The 22,038-nt window shown below is 72.2% G+C and carries 18 protein-coding genes, 1 tRNA gene and 3 pseudogenes; 10 read left to right on the plus strand and 12 right to left on the minus strand.

Annotated features, from left to right (window positions below; translation table 11 throughout):
- Positions 1–8 precede the first annotated feature (8 nt).
- From ettA to IF47_RS0107510, 5 genes are all read right to left on the minus strand, one after another.
- Positions 9–1,673, minus strand: a complete 1,665-nt coding sequence (gene ettA, locus IF47_RS0107490; RefSeq protein ID WP_031507524.1) for an energy-dependent translational throttle protein EttA — start codon at positions 1,671–1,673, stop codon at positions 9–11.
- 289 nt (positions 1,674–1,962) lie between these two features.
- Positions 1,963–3,399 carry a Cys-Gln thioester bond-forming surface protein gene (locus IF47_RS0107495; RefSeq protein WP_051717192.1) on the minus strand — a complete coding sequence of 479 codons (1,437 nt, stop codon included), beginning with the start codon at positions 3,397–3,399 and terminating at the stop codon, positions 1,963–1,965.
- A gap of 183 nt (positions 3,400–3,582) precedes the next feature.
- Positions 3,583–3,978 (minus strand): single-stranded DNA-binding protein, encoded by a 396-nt coding sequence (locus IF47_RS0107500; RefSeq protein WP_051717194.1) that lies wholly within the window; start codon positions 3,976–3,978, stop codon positions 3,583–3,585.
- Between the two features lie 163 nt (positions 3,979–4,141).
- Positions 4,142–6,019, minus strand: coding sequence for a GTPase (locus IF47_RS0107505; RefSeq protein WP_342667244.1), 1,878 nt, complete (start codon positions 6,017–6,019; stop codon positions 4,142–4,144).
- A 5-nt stretch (positions 6,020–6,024) separates the two neighbouring features.
- Positions 6,025–7,644, minus strand: coding sequence for a dynamin family protein (locus IF47_RS0107510; protein WP_031507528.1), 1,620 nt, complete (start codon positions 7,642–7,644; stop codon positions 6,025–6,027).
- 311 nt (positions 7,645–7,955) lie between these two features.
- Here IF47_RS0107510 and IF47_RS0107515 point away from each other — a divergent pair.
- Positions 7,956–8,031: transfer RNA gene (locus IF47_RS0107515), tRNA-Arg, on the plus strand.
- A 139-nt stretch (positions 8,032–8,170) separates the two neighbouring features.
- Positions 8,171–8,647: pseudogene (locus IF47_RS29210) on the plus strand (TerD family protein); the annotation flags it as partial.
- 89 nt (positions 8,648–8,736) lie between these two features.
- On the opposite strand, the pseudogene IF47_RS27580 reads toward IF47_RS29210, so the two are convergent.
- A pseudogene (locus tag IF47_RS27580) lies at positions 8,737–9,482 on the minus strand (DEAD/DEAH box helicase); the annotation flags it as partial.
- Positions 9,483–9,598: 116 nt separating this feature from the next.
- Complete coding sequence (locus IF47_RS0107530) at positions 9,599–10,072, minus strand: ATP-binding protein (protein WP_078591626.1); 474 nt, start codon at positions 10,070–10,072, stop codon at positions 9,599–9,601.
- Between the two features lie 363 nt (positions 10,073–10,435).
- Here IF47_RS0107530 and IF47_RS30580 point away from each other — a divergent pair, with 363 nt between their 5' ends.
- The 3 genes from IF47_RS30580 (at position 10,436) to IF47_RS29215 (ending at position 12,981) form a co-directional block, all read left to right on the plus strand.
- Entirely contained in the window at positions 10,436–11,335 is a 900-nt protein-coding gene (locus tag IF47_RS30580) for an SCO2400 family protein (protein WP_051717200.1), read from the plus strand.
- Positions 11,336–11,929: 594 nt separating this feature from the next.
- Complete coding sequence (locus tag IF47_RS0107540; RefSeq protein ID WP_031507532.1) at positions 11,930–12,790, plus strand: helix-turn-helix domain-containing protein; 861 nt, start codon at positions 11,930–11,932, stop codon at positions 12,788–12,790.
- Positions 12,787–12,981 carry a DUF397 domain-containing protein gene (locus IF47_RS29215; RefSeq protein ID WP_078591627.1) on the plus strand — a complete coding sequence of 65 codons (195 nt, stop codon included), beginning with the start codon at positions 12,787–12,789 and terminating at the stop codon, positions 12,979–12,981. Before IF47_RS0107540 ends, IF47_RS29215 begins: the two co-directional genes overlap by 4 nt.
- On the opposite strand, the pseudogene IF47_RS0107550 reads toward IF47_RS29215, so the two are convergent.
- Positions 12,957–13,838 (minus strand): annotated as a pseudogene (locus tag IF47_RS0107550) (DUF7008 domain-containing protein); the annotation flags it as partial. The gene IF47_RS29215 and the pseudogene IF47_RS0107550 overlap by 25 nt on opposite strands.
- 446 nt (positions 13,839–14,284) lie before the next feature.
- Here IF47_RS0107550 and IF47_RS30585 point away from each other — a divergent pair.
- The 4 genes from IF47_RS30585 to IF47_RS0107570 all read left to right on the plus strand — a co-directional run bounded on the left by IF47_RS30585 (position 14,285) and on the right by IF47_RS0107570 (position 16,739).
- Complete coding sequence (locus IF47_RS30585) at positions 14,285–14,455, plus strand: hypothetical protein (RefSeq protein WP_157839928.1); 171 nt, start codon at positions 14,285–14,287, stop codon at positions 14,453–14,455.
- Positions 14,456–14,519: 64 nt separating this feature from the next.
- On the plus strand, positions 14,520–15,413 hold the full coding sequence (locus tag IF47_RS0107560) for an ABC transporter ATP-binding protein (RefSeq protein WP_031507534.1): 894 nt from the start codon (positions 14,520–14,522) through the stop codon (positions 15,411–15,413).
- On the plus strand, positions 15,413–16,192 hold the full coding sequence (locus IF47_RS0107565) for an ABC transporter permease (RefSeq protein ID WP_031507535.1): 780 nt from the start codon (positions 15,413–15,415) through the stop codon (positions 16,190–16,192). Before IF47_RS0107560 ends, IF47_RS0107565 begins: the two co-directional genes overlap by 1 nt.
- A gap of 115 nt (positions 16,193–16,307) precedes the next feature.
- Entirely contained in the window at positions 16,308–16,739 is a 432-nt protein-coding gene (locus IF47_RS0107570) for an OsmC family peroxiredoxin (RefSeq protein WP_031507536.1), read from the plus strand.
- A gap of 95 nt (positions 16,740–16,834) precedes the next feature.
- On the opposite strand, the gene IF47_RS0107575 is transcribed toward IF47_RS0107570, so the two are convergent.
- From IF47_RS0107575 to IF47_RS0107590, 4 genes are read right to left on the minus strand one after another with little or no spacing between them, the layout of a single operon-like run.
- Positions 16,835–18,238, minus strand: a complete 1,404-nt coding sequence (locus IF47_RS0107575; protein ID WP_037732114.1) for an NAD(P)/FAD-dependent oxidoreductase — start codon at positions 18,236–18,238, stop codon at positions 16,835–16,837.
- 34 nt (positions 18,239–18,272) lie between these two features.
- Positions 18,273–19,607 carry an MAB_1171c family putative transporter gene (locus IF47_RS0107580; protein WP_051717202.1) on the minus strand — a complete coding sequence of 445 codons (1,335 nt, stop codon included), beginning with the start codon at positions 19,605–19,607 and terminating at the stop codon, positions 18,273–18,275.
- Positions 19,608–19,614: 7 nt separating this feature from the next.
- Complete coding sequence (locus IF47_RS0107585; protein ID WP_051717203.1) at positions 19,615–20,184, minus strand: hypothetical protein; 570 nt, start codon at positions 20,182–20,184, stop codon at positions 19,615–19,617.
- A 4-nt stretch (positions 20,185–20,188) separates the two neighbouring features.
- A complete protein-coding gene (locus IF47_RS0107590; RefSeq protein ID WP_051717204.1) occupies positions 20,189–20,683 on the minus strand; it encodes a helix-turn-helix domain-containing protein in 495 nt (164 codons plus the stop codon).
- A gap of 210 nt (positions 20,684–20,893) precedes the next feature.
- On the opposite strand from IF47_RS0107590, the gene IF47_RS28620 reads away from it, so the two are divergent.
- Positions 20,894–22,003 carry a GGDEF domain-containing protein gene (locus IF47_RS28620; RefSeq protein WP_078591629.1) on the plus strand — a complete coding sequence of 370 codons (1,110 nt, stop codon included), beginning with the start codon at positions 20,894–20,896 and terminating at the stop codon, positions 22,001–22,003.
- Positions 22,004–22,038 lie beyond the last annotated feature (35 nt).

Below are 22,038 nucleotides of genomic sequence, written 5' to 3' on the forward strand. Positions count from 1 at the left end.
CGGTTCCCTCAGCCCCGAGTCAGCTTCTTGTAGGTGGCGCGGTGCGGACGCGCGGCGTCCGGGCCGAGCCGCTCGATCTTGTTCTTCTCGTACGACTCGAAGTTGCCCTCGAACCAGAACCACTTGGAGTCGCCCTCGTAGGCGAGGATGTGCGTGGCGATGCGGTCCAGGAACCAGCGGTCGTGGGAGACGACCACGGCGCAGCCGGGGAACTCCAGCAGCGCGTTCTCCAGCGAGGACAGCGTCTCGACGTCGAGGTCGTTGGTCGGCTCGTCCAGGAGCAGCAGGTTGCCGCCCTGCTTGAGGGTGAGCGCCAGGTTGAGGCGGTTGCGCTCGCCGCCGGAGAGGACGCCGGCGGGCTTCTGCTGGTCCGGGCCCTTGAAGCCGAACGCGGAGACGTAGGCGCGCGAGGGCATCTCGACCTGGCCGACGTTGATGTAGTCCAGGCCGTCGGAGACGACCTCCCACAGCGTCTTCTTCGGGTCGATGTTGGCGCGGGCCTGGTCGACGTAGGAGATCTTGACCGTGTCGCCGACCTTGATGGCCCCGGAGTCCGGCTGCTCCAGCCCCTGGATCATCTTGAACAGCGTGGTCTTGCCCGCGCCGTTGGGGCCGATGACGCCCACGATGCCGTTGCGCGGCAGGGTGAAGGAGAGGTCGTCGATGAGGACCTTCTCGCCGAACGCCTTGGAGAGGTTCTCCACCTCCACCACGACGTTGCCCAGGCGCGGCCCCGGCGGAATCTGGATCTCCTCGAAGTCCAGCTTCCGCATCTTGTCGGCCTCGGCGGCCATCTCCTCGTAGCGCTGCAGTCGCGCCTTGGACTTGGCCTGCCGCCCCTTGGCGTTGGAGCGGACCCACTCCAACTCCTCCTTGAGGCGCTTCTGACGCTTGGCGTCCTTCTGCCCCTCGACCTTCAGACGGGACGCCTTCTTCTCCAGGTAGGTGGAGTAGTTGCCCTCGTAGGGGTGGGCACGACCGCGGTCGAGCTCCAGGATCCACTCGGCGACGTTGTCCAGGAAGTACCGGTCGTGGGTGATGGCCACGACGGTGCCTGCGTACTTGGCCAGGTGCTGCTCCAGCCACTGCACGGACTCGGCGTCCAGGTGGTTGGTGGGCTCGTCCAGCAGCAGCAGGTCGGGCGCCTCCAGCAGGAGCTTGCAGAGGGCGACGCGGCGCTTCTCGCCACCGGAGAGGTTGGTGACGGGCCAGTCGCCGGGCGGGCAGCCCAGGGCGTCCATGGCCTGCTCCAGTTGGGCGTCCAGGTCCCAGGCGTTCGCGTGGTCCAGCTCCTCCTGGAGCTTGCCCATCTCCTCCAGCAGCGCGTCGGAGTAGTCGGTCGCCATCTGCTCGGCGATCTCGTTGAACCGGTCGAGCTTGCCCTTGATCTCCGCGACGCCGTCCTGGACGTTCTCCAGCACGGTCTTCGACTCGTCCAGCGGGGGCTCCTGGAGGAGGATGCCGACGCTGTAGCCGGGGGCGAGGAAGGCGTCGCCGTTGGACGGCTGCTCCAGCCCGGCCATGATCTTCAGCACCGTGGACTTGCCCGCGCCGTTGGGGCCCACGACACCGATCTTCGCGCCCGGCAGGAAGCTCAGCGTGACGTCGTCGAGAATCACCTTGTCGCCGTGCGCCTTACGCGCCTTGCGCATGGTGTAGATGTACTCAGCCAAGAGAAACCGTCCGGCAATCAGGGAGTGGGCAGATACACCCCATCTTGCCGCACCCGGTGCCGGGGACGAAAACGGCTTGGTCGGCGACCTGTACCACGCCCCTGACCTGCGGCTGTGCCGGGGTGCCGGCGCGGGTGCCGCAGAGCCGGCGGCGTGGGGCGCCGTGCCGTGTGGCCGTGCGGCTCCCACCGGGAACCGGAAACGAAAGAGGCCACGTGCCGCCGCGCGGGGCGGCGGCACGTGGCCGGGGTGGGACGGGCATCAGGGGATCATGCCCGGAACCCGTGGATCAGTTGTCGGCACCGTTGGCGGTGGGCTTCTTCTTCCGCAGGAAGAAGACCGCCCCGCCACCGAGGAGCACCAGCGCGATGGCGACACCCGCGATGATCGGGGTGCTGCTGTCGGAGCCGGTCTCGGCGAGGTTGCCGTCGGTGTCGCCGGTCTCACCGGTGTCGCCGGTGTCGCCGCCGACGGTGGCCGGGCTGGGCTCGGAGGAGGGCTCCTCCGTGCCCGGGCCGCCGGTCTGGGAGCTGTCGGTCTCGCAGTCCAGGATGCCGGTGAACGTCTCCTTGAAGCCGTTCGGGCCGGTGACCGTGATCTCGTACGGCTGGTCCTCCTTGACCGGGACGGTCACCGTCTCGGTCCCGCCGGCCGGGATCTCGTACTCCTTGCCCGCCAGGGTGAAGGTGAACGGCTCGTCGCCCTCGTTGCTCGCGGTGACGTCCACGCCGCCCTTGACGCAGTTCTTCTCGGCGGTCACGGCCGGGATCGGGCCCTTGGTGGCCCAGTTCGCGGTCGCGGTCGCGGTGACGGTGGACTCGCTGGAGCCCGCCAGGATCTGCGTCTGGCTCTCGGCGTGCTTGCCGACGCCGGTGAAGACGCGGCCGACCGGCACCTTGGTGGCGGCCTGGACGGACAGCGACGCGGTGCCGTCCTCGGCGCCCTGCGGGACGTCGAAGAAGACCTCGTCGCCGTTCTTGACCGAGGTCACCTCCTGGCCGTCCTTGCCGACGACCTTCACGCCGGCGCTCGCGGCCTCCGAGCCGGGCGTGACGGTCGCGCTCTCCGCGTTGGTGCGCACGGTGATCGGACCGAGCTTCTCGCCCGACTTGCCGGAGACGGCGGGCGGGTCGAGCACCAGCGAGGACTGGGGCTCGGCCAGGTTCTGGGCGTTCTCCTCCAGGTAGTCGGCGAGCTTCTCGGCGTTCGCGTCGACCGCCTCGACGTCCACCTTGTCGGAGAAGCGCCAGATCGCGACCTGGGTGCCCGCGGCGGCGGTCTTCGCGGTGAGCGTGTCCGCACCGGCCTTGCTCGCCAGCGCGGCGAGGTCGTTCACCTGCGGGTAGGAGTTCTGCAGGATCCAGTGGATCTTGCCCGCGTCGGCGTTGCCCTGGAGCAGCGAGGACTTCCAGGGCACCTCCTCGTACAGTGCCTTGCTCTGCGTCGGCCGGTAGATGTCGATGCAGTAGGTCTTCAAAGTGCCGCCGCCGTCGACGGTCATCTCGAAGAGGCCGGCACTGACCGACTGCTTCTTGCCGTTGCTCTTGATGACGGCCTTGTCGGCTTCCTTCAGGCCGTTCAGGGTGGCCCTCGCGCCACCCGACTGGTGGTCACCCTCGTCCGCGACCGCGGTCCCCGCGCCGGCGAGAGCTCCGGCCGCCATCAGGCCTGTGGCCACTGCGGCGGCGGCGAAACGGGCAGCAACCCGTCCGCGTATAGAAATCATGGTGTGGTCGTCCCCTCATCAACCCCCGTGTTCTCAGGGGAGGATCGTAGGGAGCAATCGGAACCCGGTCCCCGCCAATACCAGTCGTTACACATTCCGAGTCTGAATCGTTATCAGGGAATGCTCAGGATTCGGAACTTCTCCGGCATGGGTGTTGTTACCGATCGGTCATGAGTGCACCGGTCAAGGGCTCACCGCCTCCTCCTGGCCCGGGAGAGGGCGGGTGACGCGGACGAACGCCGAGGTGCCGCGCGCCAGATCGTGGCCGATCGCCGTCGCCTCGATGTCCGCCGACGTCCAGCGCTGCCCGTCCCGTTCGCCCTGCCGCACCCGCAACCGCCCCTGGACGACGAGCGGTTCGCCGATGGTGACGGACGCCACCAGGTTCTCCGCGAGCGCCCGGAACGCCCACACCGTGTAGAAGCTGGTGTGCGCGTCCGTCCAGCCGCCCTGCCGTTCGTCGTAGCGCCGCACCGTCGTGGCCAGCCTCAGCCTGGCCGCCGGATGACCCGCCGCCGTCGTCTTCGCCTCCACCGCCGACGCGGCGTTGCCCACCACCGTCACCACGGTCTCGTTCACGTCGCTCCCCCGTTCCCGGCCATTTCCGTTCGCCGCTCGTCCGTCGCCTGCCCGTCGCCCTCATGCTGCCCGCGCCCGCGGACCGCCGCCGCGCCCTGTGGAGTACCGACGGGTTGTGGACAACTCGGCCGCCCGTGTGGGTGATCCGGGCCCTTCGGGCTGTTCAGGCGCGGTCGGTGCCGCCCGCCGCGATGACGTACTGCTCCCGCACCTCGCGGTACCGCAGCAGTTCGGCCGCCACCGGTTCCAGCACCCACGCCTGGCCCCAGCCCGTGGCCAGGCGTCGCAGCCTGTGCTCCTTCGCCATCCCGTACGCCCGCGCCGGCCCCCGTGCCGCGAGCCGGCAGCACCAGGCGAGCAGCGGACCGGCCGTCGCGCCGCCCGCCAGCAGCCCCACCGGCAGCCAGACGCCGCCCCTGCCCGGTCCGCCGGCGAACAGGTCCACCAGCAGGTACAGGCCCAGCAGTTGGACGGCCAGCATCAGCCACTGCGCGCACGCCGCCGCCGTCCACCAGCGCGGACGCGGCAGCCGGGGCTCCCGTCCCGCGTCCCGCGCGCCGTCCCCGCCCGTCCCCTCCCACGTCTCGTCCCCGAGTCCGGCGATCGCCTCCTCCAGTGCCTCCGGCAGCCCCTCCGCGCCGCGCCAGGCCGCGTCCCGCACCGACTTCGCCCAGGGCCGCGGCAGCCCGACCGACGCCTCGTCGGCGAGCGTCCGCACCGCCTGGGCCAGGACGGGCCGGGCCACCGCGGGCGCGTCCCCGCACTCCTCGCCCGCCTTCTCGCCCGCCTTCGCCGGGGCCGTGGCCCTCTCCCCGCATCCGCGTCGGGTCTCGTACCAGCGCAGCAGTCGGGCCCAGGGGGTGCCGCACGCCTGCTCGGCGTGCCGCAGCCAGAGGCGTTCGGCGGTCTGTCCGGCCGCCGAGGCGCCCACCGCCGCCGCCAGTCGGTCCTCGAAGTCCTCGCGCGCCCGTTCCGTCAATCCGGCCGGGCCCTGCGGGGTGTCGACCATGTAGACCGGGCGGAGTCGGCCGACCGCGCCGTCCACGTCGGCGGACATCCGCAGCTCCGCGGCCCGTCGCCGCGAGGCGAGCGCGCCCAGGGAGCGCCTGAGTTCGTCGACGCCCTCGCCGGTGAGGGCGGACAGCGCCAGGACGGTCGCGCCGGGCTCGCCGTGCTCGCCGAGCGCCATGCCGTCCTCGTCCAGCCGTCGCCGCAGGTCGTCCATGACCACCTCGACGGCGTCGGCCGGCAGCCGGTCGACCTGGTTGAGCACCACGAACGTCACCTCGGCGTGCCCGGCCAGCGGGCGCAGGTAGCGCTCGTGCAGCACGGCGTCGGCGTACTTCTCCGGGTCGGTGACCCAGATCACCGCGTCCACCAGCTTCAGCAGCCGGTCGACCTGCTCGCGGTGGCCCGGCGCGGCGGAGTCGTGGTCGGGCAGGTCGACGAGGACCAGCCCCTTCAGGGACGGGTCCCGAGGCTGCACCCGGCGGCGCGCCCGGGGCGGCACGCCCAGCCGTTCCAGCAGGCCGTCGGCGCCGGCGTCCCACTCGGCCTCCCACACGCACCCGACGGGCACCGAGGTGGTGGGGCGGCGCACCCCGGTCTCGGAGAGCTGGAAGCCGGCGAGGGTGTTGAACAGCGTCGACTTCCCGCTTCCGGTGGACCCGGCGACGGCCACCGCGGTGTACGTCCGCGACAGCCTGCCGCGGGCGGCGGCCTCCTCCAGGACCCGGCCCGCCTCGGCCAGCACCTCGCCGTCCAGTCTGGTCCGGGAGAGCCCGACCAGCTCCCGCAGCGCGCGCAGTCTCTCCCGCAGCGGGTCGTCTCCGTCGGCGCGGGGGCGTGTGGCGCCCTCGGCCCAGTCCTCCCAGCCGCCCTCCCACCGGCCGTCGAAGGTCCGTGCGCGGAGCCGCGCGTGGTCCGCGTCCTCCCAGGGGCTCGTCACCGCGGGGGCCGACGAGCCGCCGTCCGGGCGGGCCCGGCGGGCGATCAGCCCGTCGTCCCAGGTCCGGTCATCCGCATGGACATCCGCGGCCACCGCGGTCACCTCTCCCTCTGCAGTACGGACAGTGCGGCGATCAGGGACACCTGCTGGGCGGGGGTGGCGTCGAGGTCCTCCAGGGGAGCCAGGCGGTAGTCGCGCTCGCCGCGCAGCGCCCCCTCCAGGCAGGTCTCCAGCAGTTCCTCGCCCCGCTCGCGCAGCCGGACGGCGACGGCGCCGCCCAGGGACTCGGCCAGGGCCTCGCCCGCGCCCCGGGCGCGGCGCCCGCCCAGCAGGACGGCGGCGAGCAGGGCCGCGGTCTGTTCGGCGGGCAGCGGGCAGTTGCCGTCCGCCGCGCGCGACTCCACCTCGGCGAGTTCCTCCACGCCGCGCCGCCAGCGCTCCACCAGGTTCTCGATCCGTTCGGCCACCAGTTCGTCGGCGCGACCGCACTCGGGGGCGCCGGGCTCCCGGCGCCAGGCCTCGGCCGTCTGCTCGTCGGCGTCGCCGACGGCTCCGCGCAGCAGGGCGGACAGACCGTCGGCGAAGGCGTCGAGCAGCTCCTCGCCGCCGCTGTCCCGGGGGAAGCCGCGCCAGCGGGCGAGTGCCTCGCCGGCCAGCAGCTCGCCGTCGGCGAGTCGGCGGCGCACCCGGGTGGTCGCCGCGTCGTAGGCGGCGTCGATGTACCGCATCAGCCGCAGCGCGGTGGCGTGTTGGGCGGCGGCGGCGCCGGCGAGGGCGGGGACGCGGGAGCGCAGCGAGTCGACGGCGCCGGCCAGCGTCCGGCCGGCGGCGACCGCGCGGGCGGCAGGGTCCTGGGCGTGGTGGAGCAGCCACTGACGGAGCTCGGCGACGGCGGTGGCGGGCAGCAGCCCGGAACCGCCGCGGGCGGACTCGGGCAGCTCGGGGATGGTGAAGTAGGGCACGTCGCCGAGCCCGGCGCGTTCCAGGAGGGCGGCGTACTGGCGGGAGACCTCGGCGGCGATCTGGTGCGGCACCCGGTCCAGCACGGTGGCCAGCGTGACGTCGTACTCCCGTGCGGTGCGCAGCAGGTGCCAGGGGACGGCGTCGGCGTAGCGGGAGGCGGTGGTCACCAGCACCCAGACGTCGGCGGCGCAGATCAGCTCGGCGGCCAGTTCGCGGTTGGAGACCACGAGGGAGTCGATGTCGGGCGAGTCCAGGAGGGCGAGCCCGGCGGGCACCGTCTCGGCGGTCTCCACGGCGAGCGAGGGCGGGACGTCCTCGCCGTCCGCGCCGTGGTCGTCGTCGTGCCCGCCGGCCGGTTCGTCGTCGCTGTGGGGGGCGTCCCGGCGCGGGGTCCACACCCGCCTCAGTCGGGGCAGGACGCGCGGCCCGGCGAACCAGTGCCGGTCGGAGGGGTGGCAGACCAGCACGGGCGTGCGCGTCGTGGGCCGCAGCACCCCGGCGTCGCTGACGCGGCGGCCGACGAGCGAGTTGACCAGGGTGGACTTCCCAGCGCCGGTGGACCCCCCGACGACGACGAGCAGCGGCGCCTCGGGCGAGCGCAGTCTCGGCACCAGGTAGTCGTCGAGTTGGGCGAGCAACTCGGCCCGGGAGCGGCGGGCGTGCTCGGCCCCGGGCAGCGGCAGCGGAAAGCGGGCCGCGGCGACGCGGTCACGGAGCGTGATGAGCGCGTCGAGCAGTTGGGTCCTAGCCTCCAAGATCGCCACATGCGCAGAATGCCCAATTTCGAGCGGTTTTTGAAGTGCCTTCGGGCTAGAACAGGGTGTTTTGACCCCTGTGGCCCGCGAGGCGGCGGATCAGGACGGCATAACGAGTGCACAACACCCGTGACTCAGATCGTCCGAAGCGGTGCATGATTCGTACTCGCCTGCGATTATCGGGACCGCTTCACTGAACCTCCACAGGGTGTCGTGGACGTGAAGCAACCGGGAGGGAGCATCGGGGCAACTATCCTTGCCGTGGCAAGGTCACCCCGGGGGCGCCCGACCGTCCGTCCGCGACCGCATCGGCCCCCGTAGCTCAGTGGATAGAGCAGGCGCCTTCTAAGCGCTTGGCCGCAGGTTCGAGTCCTGCCGGGGGCGCCACACCCTTCCGTCGGCGACGGCACCGTCCGGACCGGTCCCGCCGGAGCGGCGCGCACACGCCGTCACGGAGCGGGACCTCGAACCTCCGGGACCTCGAACCCCGGGACGCCGGAACTCGCCCGCCGGGGCAACCGGGGCCCACTGGACCGTCGCCGCCTCCTGGGCCCAGCGGACGGCCTGCGAGATCGACGCCGTGGCCTTCACCGTGGACGAGGACGAGCAGGTCTCCCGCGACGAGGACTTCGTCTTCCACGGGGCTCCGGAGAACCCCGACGGCACCGTGCGGCTCCTCGGCGACGGCCCCACCGAGCAGACCGTCACCGTCGACCTCGGCGCCCTGCCCCCGGCGGTTCGCAAGATCGTCGTCGCGGCCGCCATCGACGGCGCCTTGACCTTCGGCGACGTCGGCGCCGTCCACATCACCACCGGTTCGGACGACGGCACGGCGCCTCTCGCCCAGGCCACCCTCGACGCCGCCACCACGGAACGCACCATGCTGCTCGCCGAGATCTACCGCCGCGGTCCCGTCTGGCGCCTCCGCGCCGTCGGGCAGGGCTACGACCACGGCCTCGCCGAACTCGTCCGCGGTTACGGGGTGGACGTCGCGGAGGAGTGACGCCCCGGGCGCGCGGACGCGTCCTCGGAGCGTCACCCGACGTCGGCGACGAACCGCGTCGGTTCGGAGAGGACGGCGACCGCCGAGTCCGGGTCGGCCAGACGGGCGGCCAGGGTGGCGTTCGCGCGGTGCCCGGCCCACGCCCACCACCGCAGGCGACCGTCCGGGTCGCGAATGACCAGGTTCCCTCCGGGGCGCACTCTCGCCAGGAAGTGCTCACGTGCCTCCGCGAGAGCCCTGCCGGCCCTCCGGGTCAGGGAGACGGGCGGATCGACGCCCAACAGGACATCGCGCACCGCGCGGGTCACTTCGAAGGAGGCGCCCTGCCCGAAGCCGGCGCTGCTCCACTTCGCCTCGCCTCCGCCGTCCGCGGGCTCGACGAAGCAGCGTTTGCGGTGCCAGTCGATGTAGGTGACCTGCCGGCTCCGCCCGGCGAGCAGGAGGCGGCGCGGCCCCTCGACCCATTCGGTGAGCAGGCCGGGATCGGTGCGCCCTGTCTCCTTGCGCCCCTGCACCACGGTGAACTGCGGTGGTGCGGTGAACACGGAGGTGGGGTTCATGAAGTGCCGGTGTCCGTAACGGCGTTCGGCCTCGGGACCGATGAACAGCAGGCCACCGTCCCGGTCGAGACAACCCTGCTCGACCAGGTGCCGCACGACCGGTTCCACCCAACCCCGCGACCACTGGAGCAGCCTGCCGGCCGCGGCCGGCAGGCCGCTCTCGTCGAGGGCGAGTCGAGGGCGAGGAGCAGGCAGTTGCGGGAGGTTCCCGGGCGACGGCCGGTACGGCCGAGGCGTTGCAGGAACGAGGCGACGGAGGACGGTGCGTCAAGGCGCGGGGCGACCACCCGGCCCGGCCACCTGTCCGGCCATCCGGTCAACCGTCCTGAGCAGCGAAGACGAGCCGAGGTGCGCGGGTTCCCGCCTGCTCACACCGGAGACGCGCCGCGTGTCAGGTCCCGTTCGCCGGGCGGGCCGGGGCGACCGGGGCCAGCGGGTCCAGGAGGTCCGCCGGTGTCGCCCGCAGGTCGAACTCGGCCCACACCGTCTTGCCCGGCCCGCAGCGCTCCCGCACGCCCCAGCGGGCCGCGAGCGCCTCGACCAGGAGCAACCCTCTCCCCCGCTCCTCCTCCGGATCGGGCTCGGACGCGGTACGCACCAGGGGCACGGGCCGCGACGGGTGCGTGTCCGACACCTCGATCCGGAGGACGTCCCCCTCGTCGTCGTACGCGAGGACCAGCTCGAAGTCCCGTCCGGGTACGCGCCCGTGCAGGACGGCGTTGGAGGTCAGTTCGGCGACGACGAGCACGGCGGCGTCGAAGAGGTCGGTGCCGCGCGGGATGCCCCAGACGGTGAACTGGTGCGAGGCGAGCAGCCGTGCCAGCCGCGCGCCGCGCGGGGTCGCGGAGAACCGCTGGGTGAACATACGTGCGGTGACGCGAAGTCGGGAGGGTGGAACCGGGACTGTCATGGCGGTCAGCGTCCCGGCTGGAGCGCCCTGTCCGGCAGGGTCGGTGCCGGCACAGATCCCGCTGTACCGGTCGGCGCCGCGGGGTGCCGTGCACGACCCGGCCCCGGATTCCGCCTGCGGGAGCGCGGCACCCGATCCGGCGCGCGGCCACGTAAGTCGACCGCGAGACACCCGGAGAACCCGCGCAGGAACGTCACACACGCCGCACACCCCCTTCCGAACGCGTCGATAACGTTGTTGATCGTTTGCGCAGGTACGAACGTGACCAAGCCGTGGTCCAGGCGGGCCGACGGCACAGTCGACCCAGGAAGACCACAGATGGACTACTGCTACTCGTGCCGCCGGCACCTCAACGGTGCCCTGGTGTGTCCCGGGTGCGCCGCCTACGCCCCGGACATCGCTCCGCGCGTCACCGACGGCGACAGCTCCCCGGCCTGGTCCACCGCCTCGACGGTGACGGACGACGCACCGAGCGCGACGACGTGGGAGTCCACGGCACCGGCCGCCTGGCACGACGGCCCGCGGCCTGACGAGGCGCCGCTCGGGGCCGGCATGGACGAAACCACGCACCCCGACACGTCCGGCGGTATCGGGGGCACGCCCCCCGTGCGCCAGGGCCGGGCAGCGCGCCGGCGTCAACTGGCCCGCTGGAAGAAGACCCAGCGCCGGGCCGTGGTCGCAACCGCCGTCGCGCTCGTCGGAGGCGGCCTGACCGTCGCGACGACGGACCGGCACTCGACGGACCAGGCACAGGCGGCCGACCGGACACAGGCGGCGGTGTCGGACGACAGGAGCATGGACGCCGCGGAGGAGCAGGCGACGGAGCGGGCGGCGGAGCAGGGGACGGAGCACACCCGCCCGGCGTCGGAACCGCGCACCACGCACCAGTCCGAACGCACCGCCTCCCCGGCACAGCCGCAGGCAGCCAACCTCCCGCGTCAACACTCCCCGGCGGAGACGTCCCCCACCACGCGGTCGAGCGCTCCGAGCGCTCCCGCACCGGATGCCGCCGTTCCCTCGCGTCCGACGGCCACGCCCGCTCATCAGGCGGAGGCCGTGTCCTCGGCCTCCGACACGACGGCCCACGAACGCCCCGACACGGCGGCGGAGCAGCCGTCCGCATCCGCCGACGCCACGGCCCCGGGCACGTCGCAGCCGAGCCCCCAGCCGGCGACGTCACCGACACAGGTCTGCCTGCTCTTCCTGTGCCTCGACTGACCCCGCCCGGTCTCCACACCGCGCACCGTGAGTCGCCGGTGCCTGCCTGCGCTTCCGGCAGGCAGGCACGCACGCACACGCTCTGATCCCTCCTGGCACGTCGCTCGTGCCACGTGCGTGCGGACCGGTCGGTGAACCACGGTCGGTGAAGGACATCGCGGGCCCCGGCACGGAGCTTCGGCGGAACCCCACGCCGCCCGCTCCCCGCACGGCGGGATCCACCACGCCTTCCACCCGGTGGGGACGGAACTCACATCCGAGGGCCGAGAGAGGCACCGAAGCGGACTGACGCTTGGAAGGTTCCCCGTCTCCCGCGGGCAGCCGCGCGGCCCCGCACATCGCACCGAGCGGCCGGAGAACCGCCGGGCGAACGTACGTACGGTGACGGGGGTTTGAGGGCGCGGAAACTCCACGGCAGTCGGCTCCTGGCGGAGAAGCCCGGTTCGGCAAGGTCGGCACCGGTACAGATCGCGTTGTACCAGTGGGCGTTGTGGACTGGGCTGGTGACCGGGTGTGACGATGACGAATCTGTGACGTTGAGCAGTAACACAGACACGTTGCGTCGCGGACGCGGGTACGGGGAGGCGGGCTGCCATGACGGCGGACAACGGCGGCGGGGGCAGGAACGGCGGCACGAACGGCGAACCGGGGCTGTCGGACAGCCTGAAGACCTTCGGGGCGGTGTTGAAGGTCCTGCGGGAGGAAGCCCGGTTGACGCAGGAGGAGTTCGCTCCGCGCGTCCAGTACTCGACGCACTACGTCGCCAAGATCGAGCAGGGCAAACGGTTCCCGCCGAGGGACCTCGTCGAACGCTCGGAGGAAGTCCTCGGCCCCACGGCCGGTCGCGTCCTCGCCGCGGCGGCCCGCAGCCTGACCCGCCGGGCGGGCTTGGCTTCGTGGTTCCGCCAGTGGGCGGGCATCGAGGAGGAGGCGCTGTCGCTCTACACGTACGAGTGCCGCGTCGTGCCTGGGTTGTTGCAGCCCGAGTCTTACATCCGCGCAATCTTCGAACGCAGGTTGCCGCCCGTCACCGAGGAGCAACTTGAGCGAGAGGTGGCTGCTCGGCTCGATCGACAGCAGGTCATTACGCGAAGGCCGAATACCGCGTTCAGCTTCGTCATCGAACAGGCGGTCTTGGAGAGGAACCTGGGTGGTGACCAAGTCACGCGTGCTGTCATCGACCATCTGCTGGACGTGAGCACCCGGCTCAACGTCGAGATCCAAGTCATGCCTCTCCGGCAAGAGGATCACTGCGGAGTCGACGGACCTCTATACCTGGCGGAGACCTCAGAGCATCGATGGGTCGGCTACACCGAAGGGCAGCGATCAAGCAACCTGATCACCACGCCCAAGGACGTGAGCGCTCTGCTCCAGCGCTATGGCAGGCTGCGTTCGCAGGCCCATGATTGCAGGGCCACGGTGAGCCTGCTGACAGAGATGCGAGGAACGCTATGAGCACCACTGCCGAACAGGGCTGGTTCAAGAGCAGCTACAGCGGAAGCGAGGGTGACAACTGCGTGGAGGTGGCAGTGCGACCCGCGACCGTCCTCGTTCGTGACTCCAAGGACGTCCGGAGGCAGCCGCTGTCCATCTCCCCCAACGCCTGGTCGGCCTTTACCACCTACGCGGCAGACTCGCACCACTGACTCCGTACGTGGTTGTTGGGGCAGCGGTCGCCCGCTGCCCCAACAACCACGTCGGGACTGCTCGCCCTCCGACACAGCCCTCTTGGTCGCCTTCCGCCCCGGGGCTTCTTCACCGGACGCCAGGCTTCCAACTCCTGCACACCAACCTGGTGCCTGCGGAGCAGGTTCTCGTACTCCGCCTCCAATTCCTCCGCCGGGCTGCCTTCCCACTCGTCGTCGTACTCGCCGTGCCACTGCCGGAGCCACGGCATGATCTCGTGCAGGCCGGCGAGCAGCGGAACGATCCGATCGGTGCCCCAACCGTCCCGCTTGGTACGCGCGTCGATCAGTTCGAAGAGGGCCTGCGCCCGGTCCTTGTGGTCCCAACCCGCCCAGCCGAGCATCAGCGTCGAGTCGCTGTCGGGCGCGGTCTCGGGGTACGAGACGAACCGCTCCTTGGGCACATCGAGCTTGCCCCGGTTCGACCAGTAGGAAGAGCGCGCGAAGTCGGCCGATGTGTACTTGGGCGGCACGGGGATGTCGAGCCGCCGGCCGGTGCGGTCCTCCTCGCGTTGCTGCTCCCACACCTGTTCCCACTGCGCCCGCTTCCGCAGGCCGGAGTCCTTGTAGCGCATGGCGGCGAGGTAGGGCACGTGCTCGTCGGCGATGACCTCGGAGAGTATCTGTGCGAGCGGCAGGTCGGGCTTGCCCAGGTGGTCGGCGGCGTAGAGCGCGGCCACGGAGGTGAAGTCGGCATCCGAACTCAACTGGCTGGCAAGGTAGTTGACCGTCATCGGACGAGGCCGCTTGAGCCCGTCCCGCACCTCGGACCACAGCTCAGGGTTCTCACACCGGTCGAGCAGCCAGGTCCGCAGCGCGGCCCGCGCAAGGTGGGAACCGGCGGGCTGCTGTCACTTCCCGGCCTCCAACGCGTTCCTCACCTGACAAGGAAGGCACAACACCCGCTCGACCCTGTCGCGAGCAGACCGGGACCGAGCCGGTCATGGGCCGGTCACGAGCCGGTCATGGGCAACCGCCGTCCGGGGCCGGCCGCCCCTTCGGCACCCTCCCTTCGGCACCCTCGCGATACACCGTCCGCCCGCCGCTCGCGGGCCGATTGAGCTGTCAGCGATCGAGTCGGGACCATCGGTGACCGTCGCGGTATCGTGCGGTACGTCTACCGGCGACCAGGAAGCGCGCATCGTGGACGAGCGAGGGGGGCCCGTCGGCTCCGACGTCATCGGCGAGGTCGAGGTGTCCGGCTACTGTGTCGCCGCCGGCTTCCCGGGCGACCCGTCGGCCGCCGAGGCGACGTTCCAAGGGCGTGGTGACCGCCCGCGGCAGGAACCTCGACGCCCCGGCCGACGTCGTCCTCGTCCGCCGACGCACGCTGCCCGACACCTCCGGCGGGAAGCTCCGGCGTTCCCGGTGCGCCGACCTCTACGAGCGTGGAGAACTCGGACCCTTCCACCGCCACGCGGCCCCGTCGGTGTGAGAGCCGGGGGCCGGGCCGCCGGCGGATCCCCGGACGGAGAAACACGCGCAGGAGAAGGAGTGCAGTGCTCCAAGTCGTCGACATCGTCAAGCGATACGGCGGGGTCACCGCCGTGGACAAGGTGTCCTTCGAAGTCGCCGCGGGCGAGATCGTGGGGTTGTTAGGCGTCAACGGGGCCGGGAAGACCACCACGCTCGAATCGATCGTCGGTCTGGTCACCCCCGACTCGGGAACCGTCACGATCGACGGACACGACATCCGCACCGACCCGCAGCGGGCGCGCGCCCTCGTCGGATTCGCCGCCCAGAACACCGCGCTGTACCCGCGCCTGACGGTGCGTGAGAATCTGAGGTTCTTCGGGAGGCTCACCGGCCTCTCCCGCGGCGAGGCCGACACGCGGGCGGCGGAGTTGATCGAACTGCTCGAACTGCGGGAGCAGGCCGACCGGCTCTCCGGCGTCCTCTCCGGCGGCGAGAGCCGCCGCGCCCACGTGGGGGTCGCGCTCATGTCGCGCCCCCGGTTGCTGCTGCTGGACGAGGCCACCGTCGGCCTGGACGTCCGCACGCGGACCCACATGCTGGAGCTGGTGACGAGCGCCGCCCGGGAGACCGGCGCCGCGGTGCTCTTCTCCAGCCACTACCTCGCCGAGGTCGAGGCCATCTGCGACCGGGTGGTGATCATCCACCGGGGCAGGGTCCTGACCTCCGGGACCGTCTCCGAGACCATCAGCCGCCACGCCACGTCCGCCGTCGAGTTCACCTTCGGCGACGGCACACGGCAGCGTCACGAGGTGGCCGATCCGGCGGCCGACCTCCCGCCCCTGCTGGCCCGGCTCTCCACGAAGGGCGGCGGGCGGGCCGAACTGACGTCGATCAACGTGCGACGCGCCTCCCTGGAGACGGCCTTCTGGGCCCTCACCGGGGAGGACTCCGAAGCGGTCGCCGAGGAGGTGGCCTGATGCGGCCTGACCGGCTGATCGCCATCGGCGGCAACGAGTGGCGCATGCTGTGGAAGGACCAGGCGGTCGTGATGCTGCTGATCGTCACCCCGGCGGTGATGATGGGCATCATGGCCGACGGGCTCGGCCCGGTGGTGCGCGAGAGCTTCGACGCGGGCGAGACCATGAGCGGCGCCGACTTCGCCGTGCCGGGGTTCACCGTGATGTTCGCGTTCTTCATGACCGGGTTCATGGCCAACGGCTTCTTCCTGGAGAGGGGTTGGGGCACCTGGAGCCGTCTGAGGGCCTCCTCCGTCCGGTCCTCGGAGGTGCTGCTGGGCAAGACCGTGCCCTACGCCGCCGTCTCCGCCCTCCAGATCGCCGTCATGTTCGCCTTCGGTTGGCTCGCCCTGGACCTTCACATGAGGGGCAGCGTCCCCGCCCTGCTCCTGATGGTGGTCGCGGTGGTGGCCGTCATCATGGCGGTGTCCCTGTTCCTGGTCGCCTTCTGCTCCTCCAGTCAGCAGATCAGCGCGCTGACGAACCTCGTCAGCGTGGTCGGGGGCGTGATCGGGGGCGCTTTCCTGCCGGTGGACGCCCTGCCCGGCTGGACGGAGTACGTGGCCTTCGCCACCCCCCAGTACTGGGCCGTCGACGGCCTCACCGGTGTGCTCGGCGCCGGGCAGGGCGTCGGTGACGTCGCGCTCAACGCCGCCGTCCTGCTGATCGGGGCCGTGGTGCTGGTGATCATCTCGGCCCGCCGCCTGTCTCTGGCCGAGCAGGAACGTTCCGCCGTCTGAGCGTTCCGCGGCGGGGCGTGGGCCGGGGCGTCTCCACGTCCGCGTCTCCGTGCCGCCCTTCCACGACGGCATCCCGTCCATCTTGTCCGTCACAACACCCGTCGAAAGGTCGAACATGACGATCAAGCGCACCGCCGGCTCCCACTGGGAGGGCCCCCTCCAGGACGGCCGGGGAACCGTCTCCCTGTCCTCGTCGGGCGCCGGCACGTACCGGGTGAGCTGGCCCGGTCGCTCGGAGGAGGAGCCCAATGGCCAGACCAGCCCCGAGGAGTTGGTCGCCGCGGCGATCAGCGCCTGTTACAACATGTCCCTGTCCCACACGCTGGAGAGCCAGGGTCACACCCTGGGCTCCGTGGACACCGACGCCGAGGTCACCTTCCGGCTCGGCGAGGGCCTCACCCTCATCGCGCTGACCGTCCGGGCGAGCGTCCCGGGCCTGTCGGAGGAGGCGTTCGGGGAGGCGGCCGAGCTGGCGAAGAAGAACTGCCCGGTCGGCATGGCCCTGGCCGGCGTCCGGGAGATCACTCTGGACGCCCGTCTGGTGTGACGTCCCCGTCTGGTGTGACGTTCTCGTCTCGGGAGGGCCTGGTCGTCCGGCCGGGCCCTTCGTCCGTCCCGCGTCCGTCCGGACCGGGTCGGGCGTCAGGGCGCGTTGCCGGCTGTGCCGCGGGCGCGGGTGAGTTCGTCCGCGGTCAGCGGGGGCTCGGACGGGGGCGGGGCGGCCGGGCCGCGCACCGCGGCCAGCAGGGCCTTGGGGCCGATCAGCCGGCCCATCGGCGCGGAGAGGGTGAGCATGTCGATGAACGCCTCGGCCGCCGCCCGGCGGGAGAGGGCGGTCTCGAACAGCCGGTCCACATAGCGCAGCAGCAGTCGGTCGACGGACGAGGGCCGCGGGCCGACGACGTCCGGGAAGAGGACGTCCTGGCCGGTGGCCGTCTTCCAGGCGCCGGCCACCGGGCGGGCGAGGGCCCGCTGGAGTCGTCGGGCCGTCCCCGGGCGCAGGCCGTGCCGTCCGAGGATCTCCCCGATGGCGACCGCGCCGCCGGCCAGCACCGACATGCCCTGCCCGTAGACGGGGTTGTACGCGGCCACCGCGTCCCCGATGACGACGAACCCGTCGGGCCAGGCGCGGAGGCGTTCGAAGTAGCGGCGGCGGTTGGCGGTGCTGTGGGAGCCGTGGATCGGGGTGAGGGGTTCGGCGTCCTCGACCAGTTCGGCGACGACGGGGCTGCGCAGCCGCCGCGCGAACTCCAGGAAGTGCTCCTCGTCGGTGGGCGGTTCGCCGCCCCGGGTGCCGGAGATGGTGACCAGCCACCGCTCGCCCTCGATGGGCAGCAGCACCCCTCCCCGGCCGGGCCGGCCGTCCCGAGGGTCGGCCTGGACGGTGATCACGGGGAAGTCCTTGCCGGCCGCGGGCGGGGCGCGGAAGATCCGGGTGGCGTAGGCGAGACCGGAGTCGACGACCATCTCGTGGACCGGGGGCAGTCCGAGGTCGGTCAGCCAGCGGCCGGCCCGTGAGGCGCGGCCACTCGCGTCGACGACGAGGTCGGCCTCCAGCACGGAGGTTTCCCCGGACGCCTCGTCTCTGACCCGCACGCCCGTGATCCGCTCGGCGGTGCCGACCGGTTCGACGCCTCGCAGCCCCTGACGGAGCACCACGCCCGGCTGTGCGAGCGCCTGTCGGCGCACCACCCAGTCCAGCAGGTCGCGACTGCAGGCGATCATGAACTGGGTCTCGGGCCACCGCCGCATCCAGCCGTGCGCGGTCAGCAGGACCAGCCCGCTGGGCAGGCCGATGCGCCGCGCCCCGGCCGCCAGCAGGGCGTCGGTCGTCCCCGGCAGCAGCGTCTCGATGGCGCGGGCGCCACCCGACCAGAGCAGGTGGGAGTGCCGGGCCTGCGGTACGCCCCTGCGGGGCTCCGGGCCGTCGGGCAGGACGTCACGCTCGACGATCGTGACCTTCTCCAGATGGCGGGCGAGCGCGGCGGCGGCCAGGGTTCCGGCCAGTCCGCCGCCGAGCACCACGGCATGTCTCGTCGGGCGCACCGATCCTCCTTGCTTGGCGCCGGGTTGGCGAGTTTCAGTCTCTCGCGGACTCGGCGGAAGAGGAGGACCGGGTGGGCGAGGAGGACGCGCCGGATCCGTCGGTGTCGCCGCCGTCGGCCGCCCCACGAGACCCGTCGGTCCCGTCGGTTCCGTCCGTCCCGTCCGTCCCGCCGGCGCGGGCGAGCGCGGCGGCCACGACCGGTGAGGAGGCGAAGGCCCGGGAGACGCTGACCAGCCAGGCCAACTCGCCGATGCCGTCGGTGCCGTCGGTGCCGCCGCGAGCGCTTCCGTGGCCGGTGACGGCCTCCGCCGGGGGGAACCTGATGTTCGCGGCCTTGGCCGCGACGGCGGCCTTCAGCCGGGCCGCGTCGACGACCGCCTGCAGGTCGGCGCCGGTCAGCCCGGCCTCGTGCCCCAGACGCAGGGTGACCTCGGCCACCTCGGGGTCGACGTGGGCGCGGAGGGCCAGCCGGCCGTCGTTGATCTCGGCCAGCCGCCGTGTCAGCCGCAGTTCGAAGTCCCACCAGGGGACCCGCGTGGACGGGACGATGGCGGGGGTGGCCCGTCGCAGCGCGTCCCACAGCGGGTACAGGGCCCGGAACGAGCGGTACCGGTCGGCTCTGCCGCGCAGTTCGGACAGGTGGTCGCCCAGGGCGGGCAGCGCGTAGCCGACGGCGCTCACCACCAGGCCGAGCATGGCCAGCGCGGGGGCGAGCCGGGAGCTGAGCCAGTCCCAGTCGGTGTCGGCCCAGCGGGCGGCCACGGCGGTCAGCTTGGCGGCGCCGAAGCCCAGCGCCGCCAGTGCTCCCAGGGCGATCAGCCACAGTCCGCGGCGCAGCCAGGGCCGTCCGGCGACCTTCGCCCACCCCCAGCACATCCGCACCAGGACCGCCATCGCCACGCTCAGCGCCAGCAGGTACAGCAGGATGAACTGGACGATGTAGGGGGTGTTGGCGTAGTGGGTGTCGAAGTCCACCAGCCGCTCCCGCGGGGCCTCGCCCACCACGAACAGCGCGATCAGGGCGACGACGACGGCCGCGTAGGCCAGCGTCCAGCGGCGGGCGATGGGCCGGGCCTCCTCCGCCGGCCACCGCCAGTACGCCAGCAGCACCTGGCAGGAGGCGCCGAGGGCCACGAGCAGGCAGTAGACCACCGGAGCGGTGAAGTTGGGGATGCCCACGAGGTCGTTGACGCCGTCGATGACGGCGGGCGCGGCGCAGAAGACGCAGGCGGAGGCGAGGAAGAGGGTACTGCAGATCGCCTGGCGCATGGGGTTGCGGGGCGCGCGTCGCAGGTCGCGCAGCTTGACCGCGAAGGCCACCCAACCGACCACGGCGCAGAACAGGTGGACCGCGCTCTGGTTGCTCACCGGCGTCTCACCGTGCCCGGCGGGCGGGGCCGGCCGGGTCGGTCGGGTCGGGGCCGTTGCCGAGGGCGGCCTCCAGGCGGTGGACGACGGCGGCGGCCGAGTCGGGGACGTCCCAGGTCCGTTCGGGGAGCCAGCGGCTGACCTTGGCCATCAGCATGGAGGCGAAGAAGTCGGCCTCCTGCTCGGCCAGGGCGTCGCAGTGGCTGCGGCGGGCGACGATGCGGGCGACGGTTCCGGGGTCGAGGGAGGGCAGCGAGAGGCAGGGGGTGTCGTCGTCGACCGCGGTGGCCCCGTGGTCCACCTCCATGTGCCAGAACTCGTGGCAGGTGATGAGCAGTTGGTGCCAGGGGCTGGTGCGCTCCTCGCACAGGATGTAGTGCGCCGAGTCGGTGGCCACCCACAGGCCGCTGACGGTGTCGGGTGGGAAGGGGACGAGGCGGTGGTGGACGTCCCGTCCGAGGCGTTGCCTCATCCTGCCGCACAGCGCGGCGATGACCTGGTCGGGCTCTGCGGGGACCGGCAGGTCCAGGTCGCGGACCAGTGCCGCACAACTACGGCGCATGGCCTTCAGGTCCATCGCGTCAGCGCTCCGCCGGCCGGTCGCCGGGGGGCGGGGAACCCGAGTTCGGGGCCGGATGGCCGGAGGACTTCGCACGGGCTCCGGGATCGCTCTCCAGCACGTGCTCGACGATCCTCGTCACGGCGGCGAGCCCCTCGGGGGAGAGTTCCAGGGCGCGCAGGGCGAGCTTCCTGACGCCCAGGTTGTGGGCCACCTTGGCGAGTTCTATCTCGGCGTCGGTCTGGGCCGCGGTGTTCTCGTCCAGGAAGTAGGAGGCGGGGACGCCGAAGAAGCGGGCCAGGGCCGTCAGCAGTTCGGTGGAGGGGTTGCGCTTGGTGCCCTTGCGCAGGGCCGACAGGTAGGCGCCGCCCACCCGGATCCCCGGGTCCGCCTGCTTGATGGCGGTGGCGACCTCCTCGTTGGTGTACCGCCGCCCCTTGGGCCCCTCCGGACGGATGGTGTCGAAGAGCCGGTCGAGATTCTCGGCCAGCGTCCGACGCCCGCTGGGATCGGGCACCGTATCCACCTCCACCACACCTGATCCGACCGGAAGTTGTCACCGCATCATAACTCTTGGCAGTCGGCGGGGAGTTGACAGTCCCGTCATTCGGAAGCCTAGACTCACTCATCGCAGCCACTCAACTACCGGTTGAGTCGAACCTTTTGTGAGTCAACCGCTGGTTCAGCACAGCCGCGTGTCCGACCCTCCGGGGGGAGAAGGGGAGCGATGAGCACTGCGCCGAGGACGCCCGAGGAGTGCGCGTCGTCCCCCTCGTGCTGTTCGCGGGGCGGTCACCGCCCCCCGACCGATGACCTCACCGGGTTGCTGGTGAGGAGGGCCTGGGAGATCAGGGCCTCCCAGGCCCTCGCATTCGCCCGCAACCGACACCGTCCGCTCGCCGTCGTCATGGGCGACCTCGACCGCTTCAAGAGCATCAACGACACCTACGGACACCTCGCCGGGGACGCCGTGCTGCGCGCCGCCGCGGGGGTGCTGCGCCGTGTCGAGGGAGCGGTCACCGGACGCTACGGGGGCCACGCGGGCGACGAGTTCCTGATGCTGCTGCCCGACACCGGCGCCGGCGAGGCGATGGCCACCGCCCGACGTGTCCGGCAGGAGATACGGGAGCTGTCCGTACCGGCCCCGATCGGCCGCGGCACCACCGTGACCATCACCGGAATGACCATCTCGCTCGGCGTCTACGCCTGGGACCCGGTCGGCCCCGCCCCCGGCGGGCTCTCCGACCTGCTGCTGGACTCCGACGCGGCGCTGCGCGAGGTCAAGCGCGCCGGGGGCGACGGCGTCCGCCTGGCCGGCGCCCCGGACGCCCCGGAGCCTGCGACCGGCCTCCCCTACGTCCCCCGCCCCGCCCGCCGCGGCGTCCACGAGCTGCCGCACTCCGCCCGGCCGAGCTGGCTGCCGTACGGCGGAACGCACCGCGCCGTCCCCGCGGGCACCTGGTGGGACGCCGTCCGGATGCCCGGACGGACCGGGTTCAGGGTGCTCGACGCCATGCTGCGGTACGGCGACCGGCCGCCCGGCCCGGTGATAGCCGACCTGCCGGGAGAGACCGGCGAGGCGGGAGCCGAGAGGGAGTGGGAGGAGCGGTCGCGGGTGTACTTCCTGATCCCGCCCAGGGCCGCCGACCGCCGGGAGCTGCCGGGGGCCAGGGTCCTCGGCCGCGGCTCCTACGTCGTCGTCCCCGACGCCGCCAGCGTCCGCCCGCCGGGCCTGCACTGGCTCGTCCCCCCGACCGCCGACCGCCGGCTGACCAGCTTCAGGTCCCTGCTCGAGGCGGTGGAGAGGGTGACGGACCCCACCTCGACCCCGACCTGAGACCCCGACCCGAGACCCCGGCCCGAGAGAGGGAC

It is taken from the genome of Streptomyces megasporus (genome assembly GCF_000718985.1).
GTDB classification, from domain to species: Bacteria; Actinomycetota; Actinomycetes; order Streptomycetales; family Streptomycetaceae; genus Streptomyces; species Streptomyces megasporus.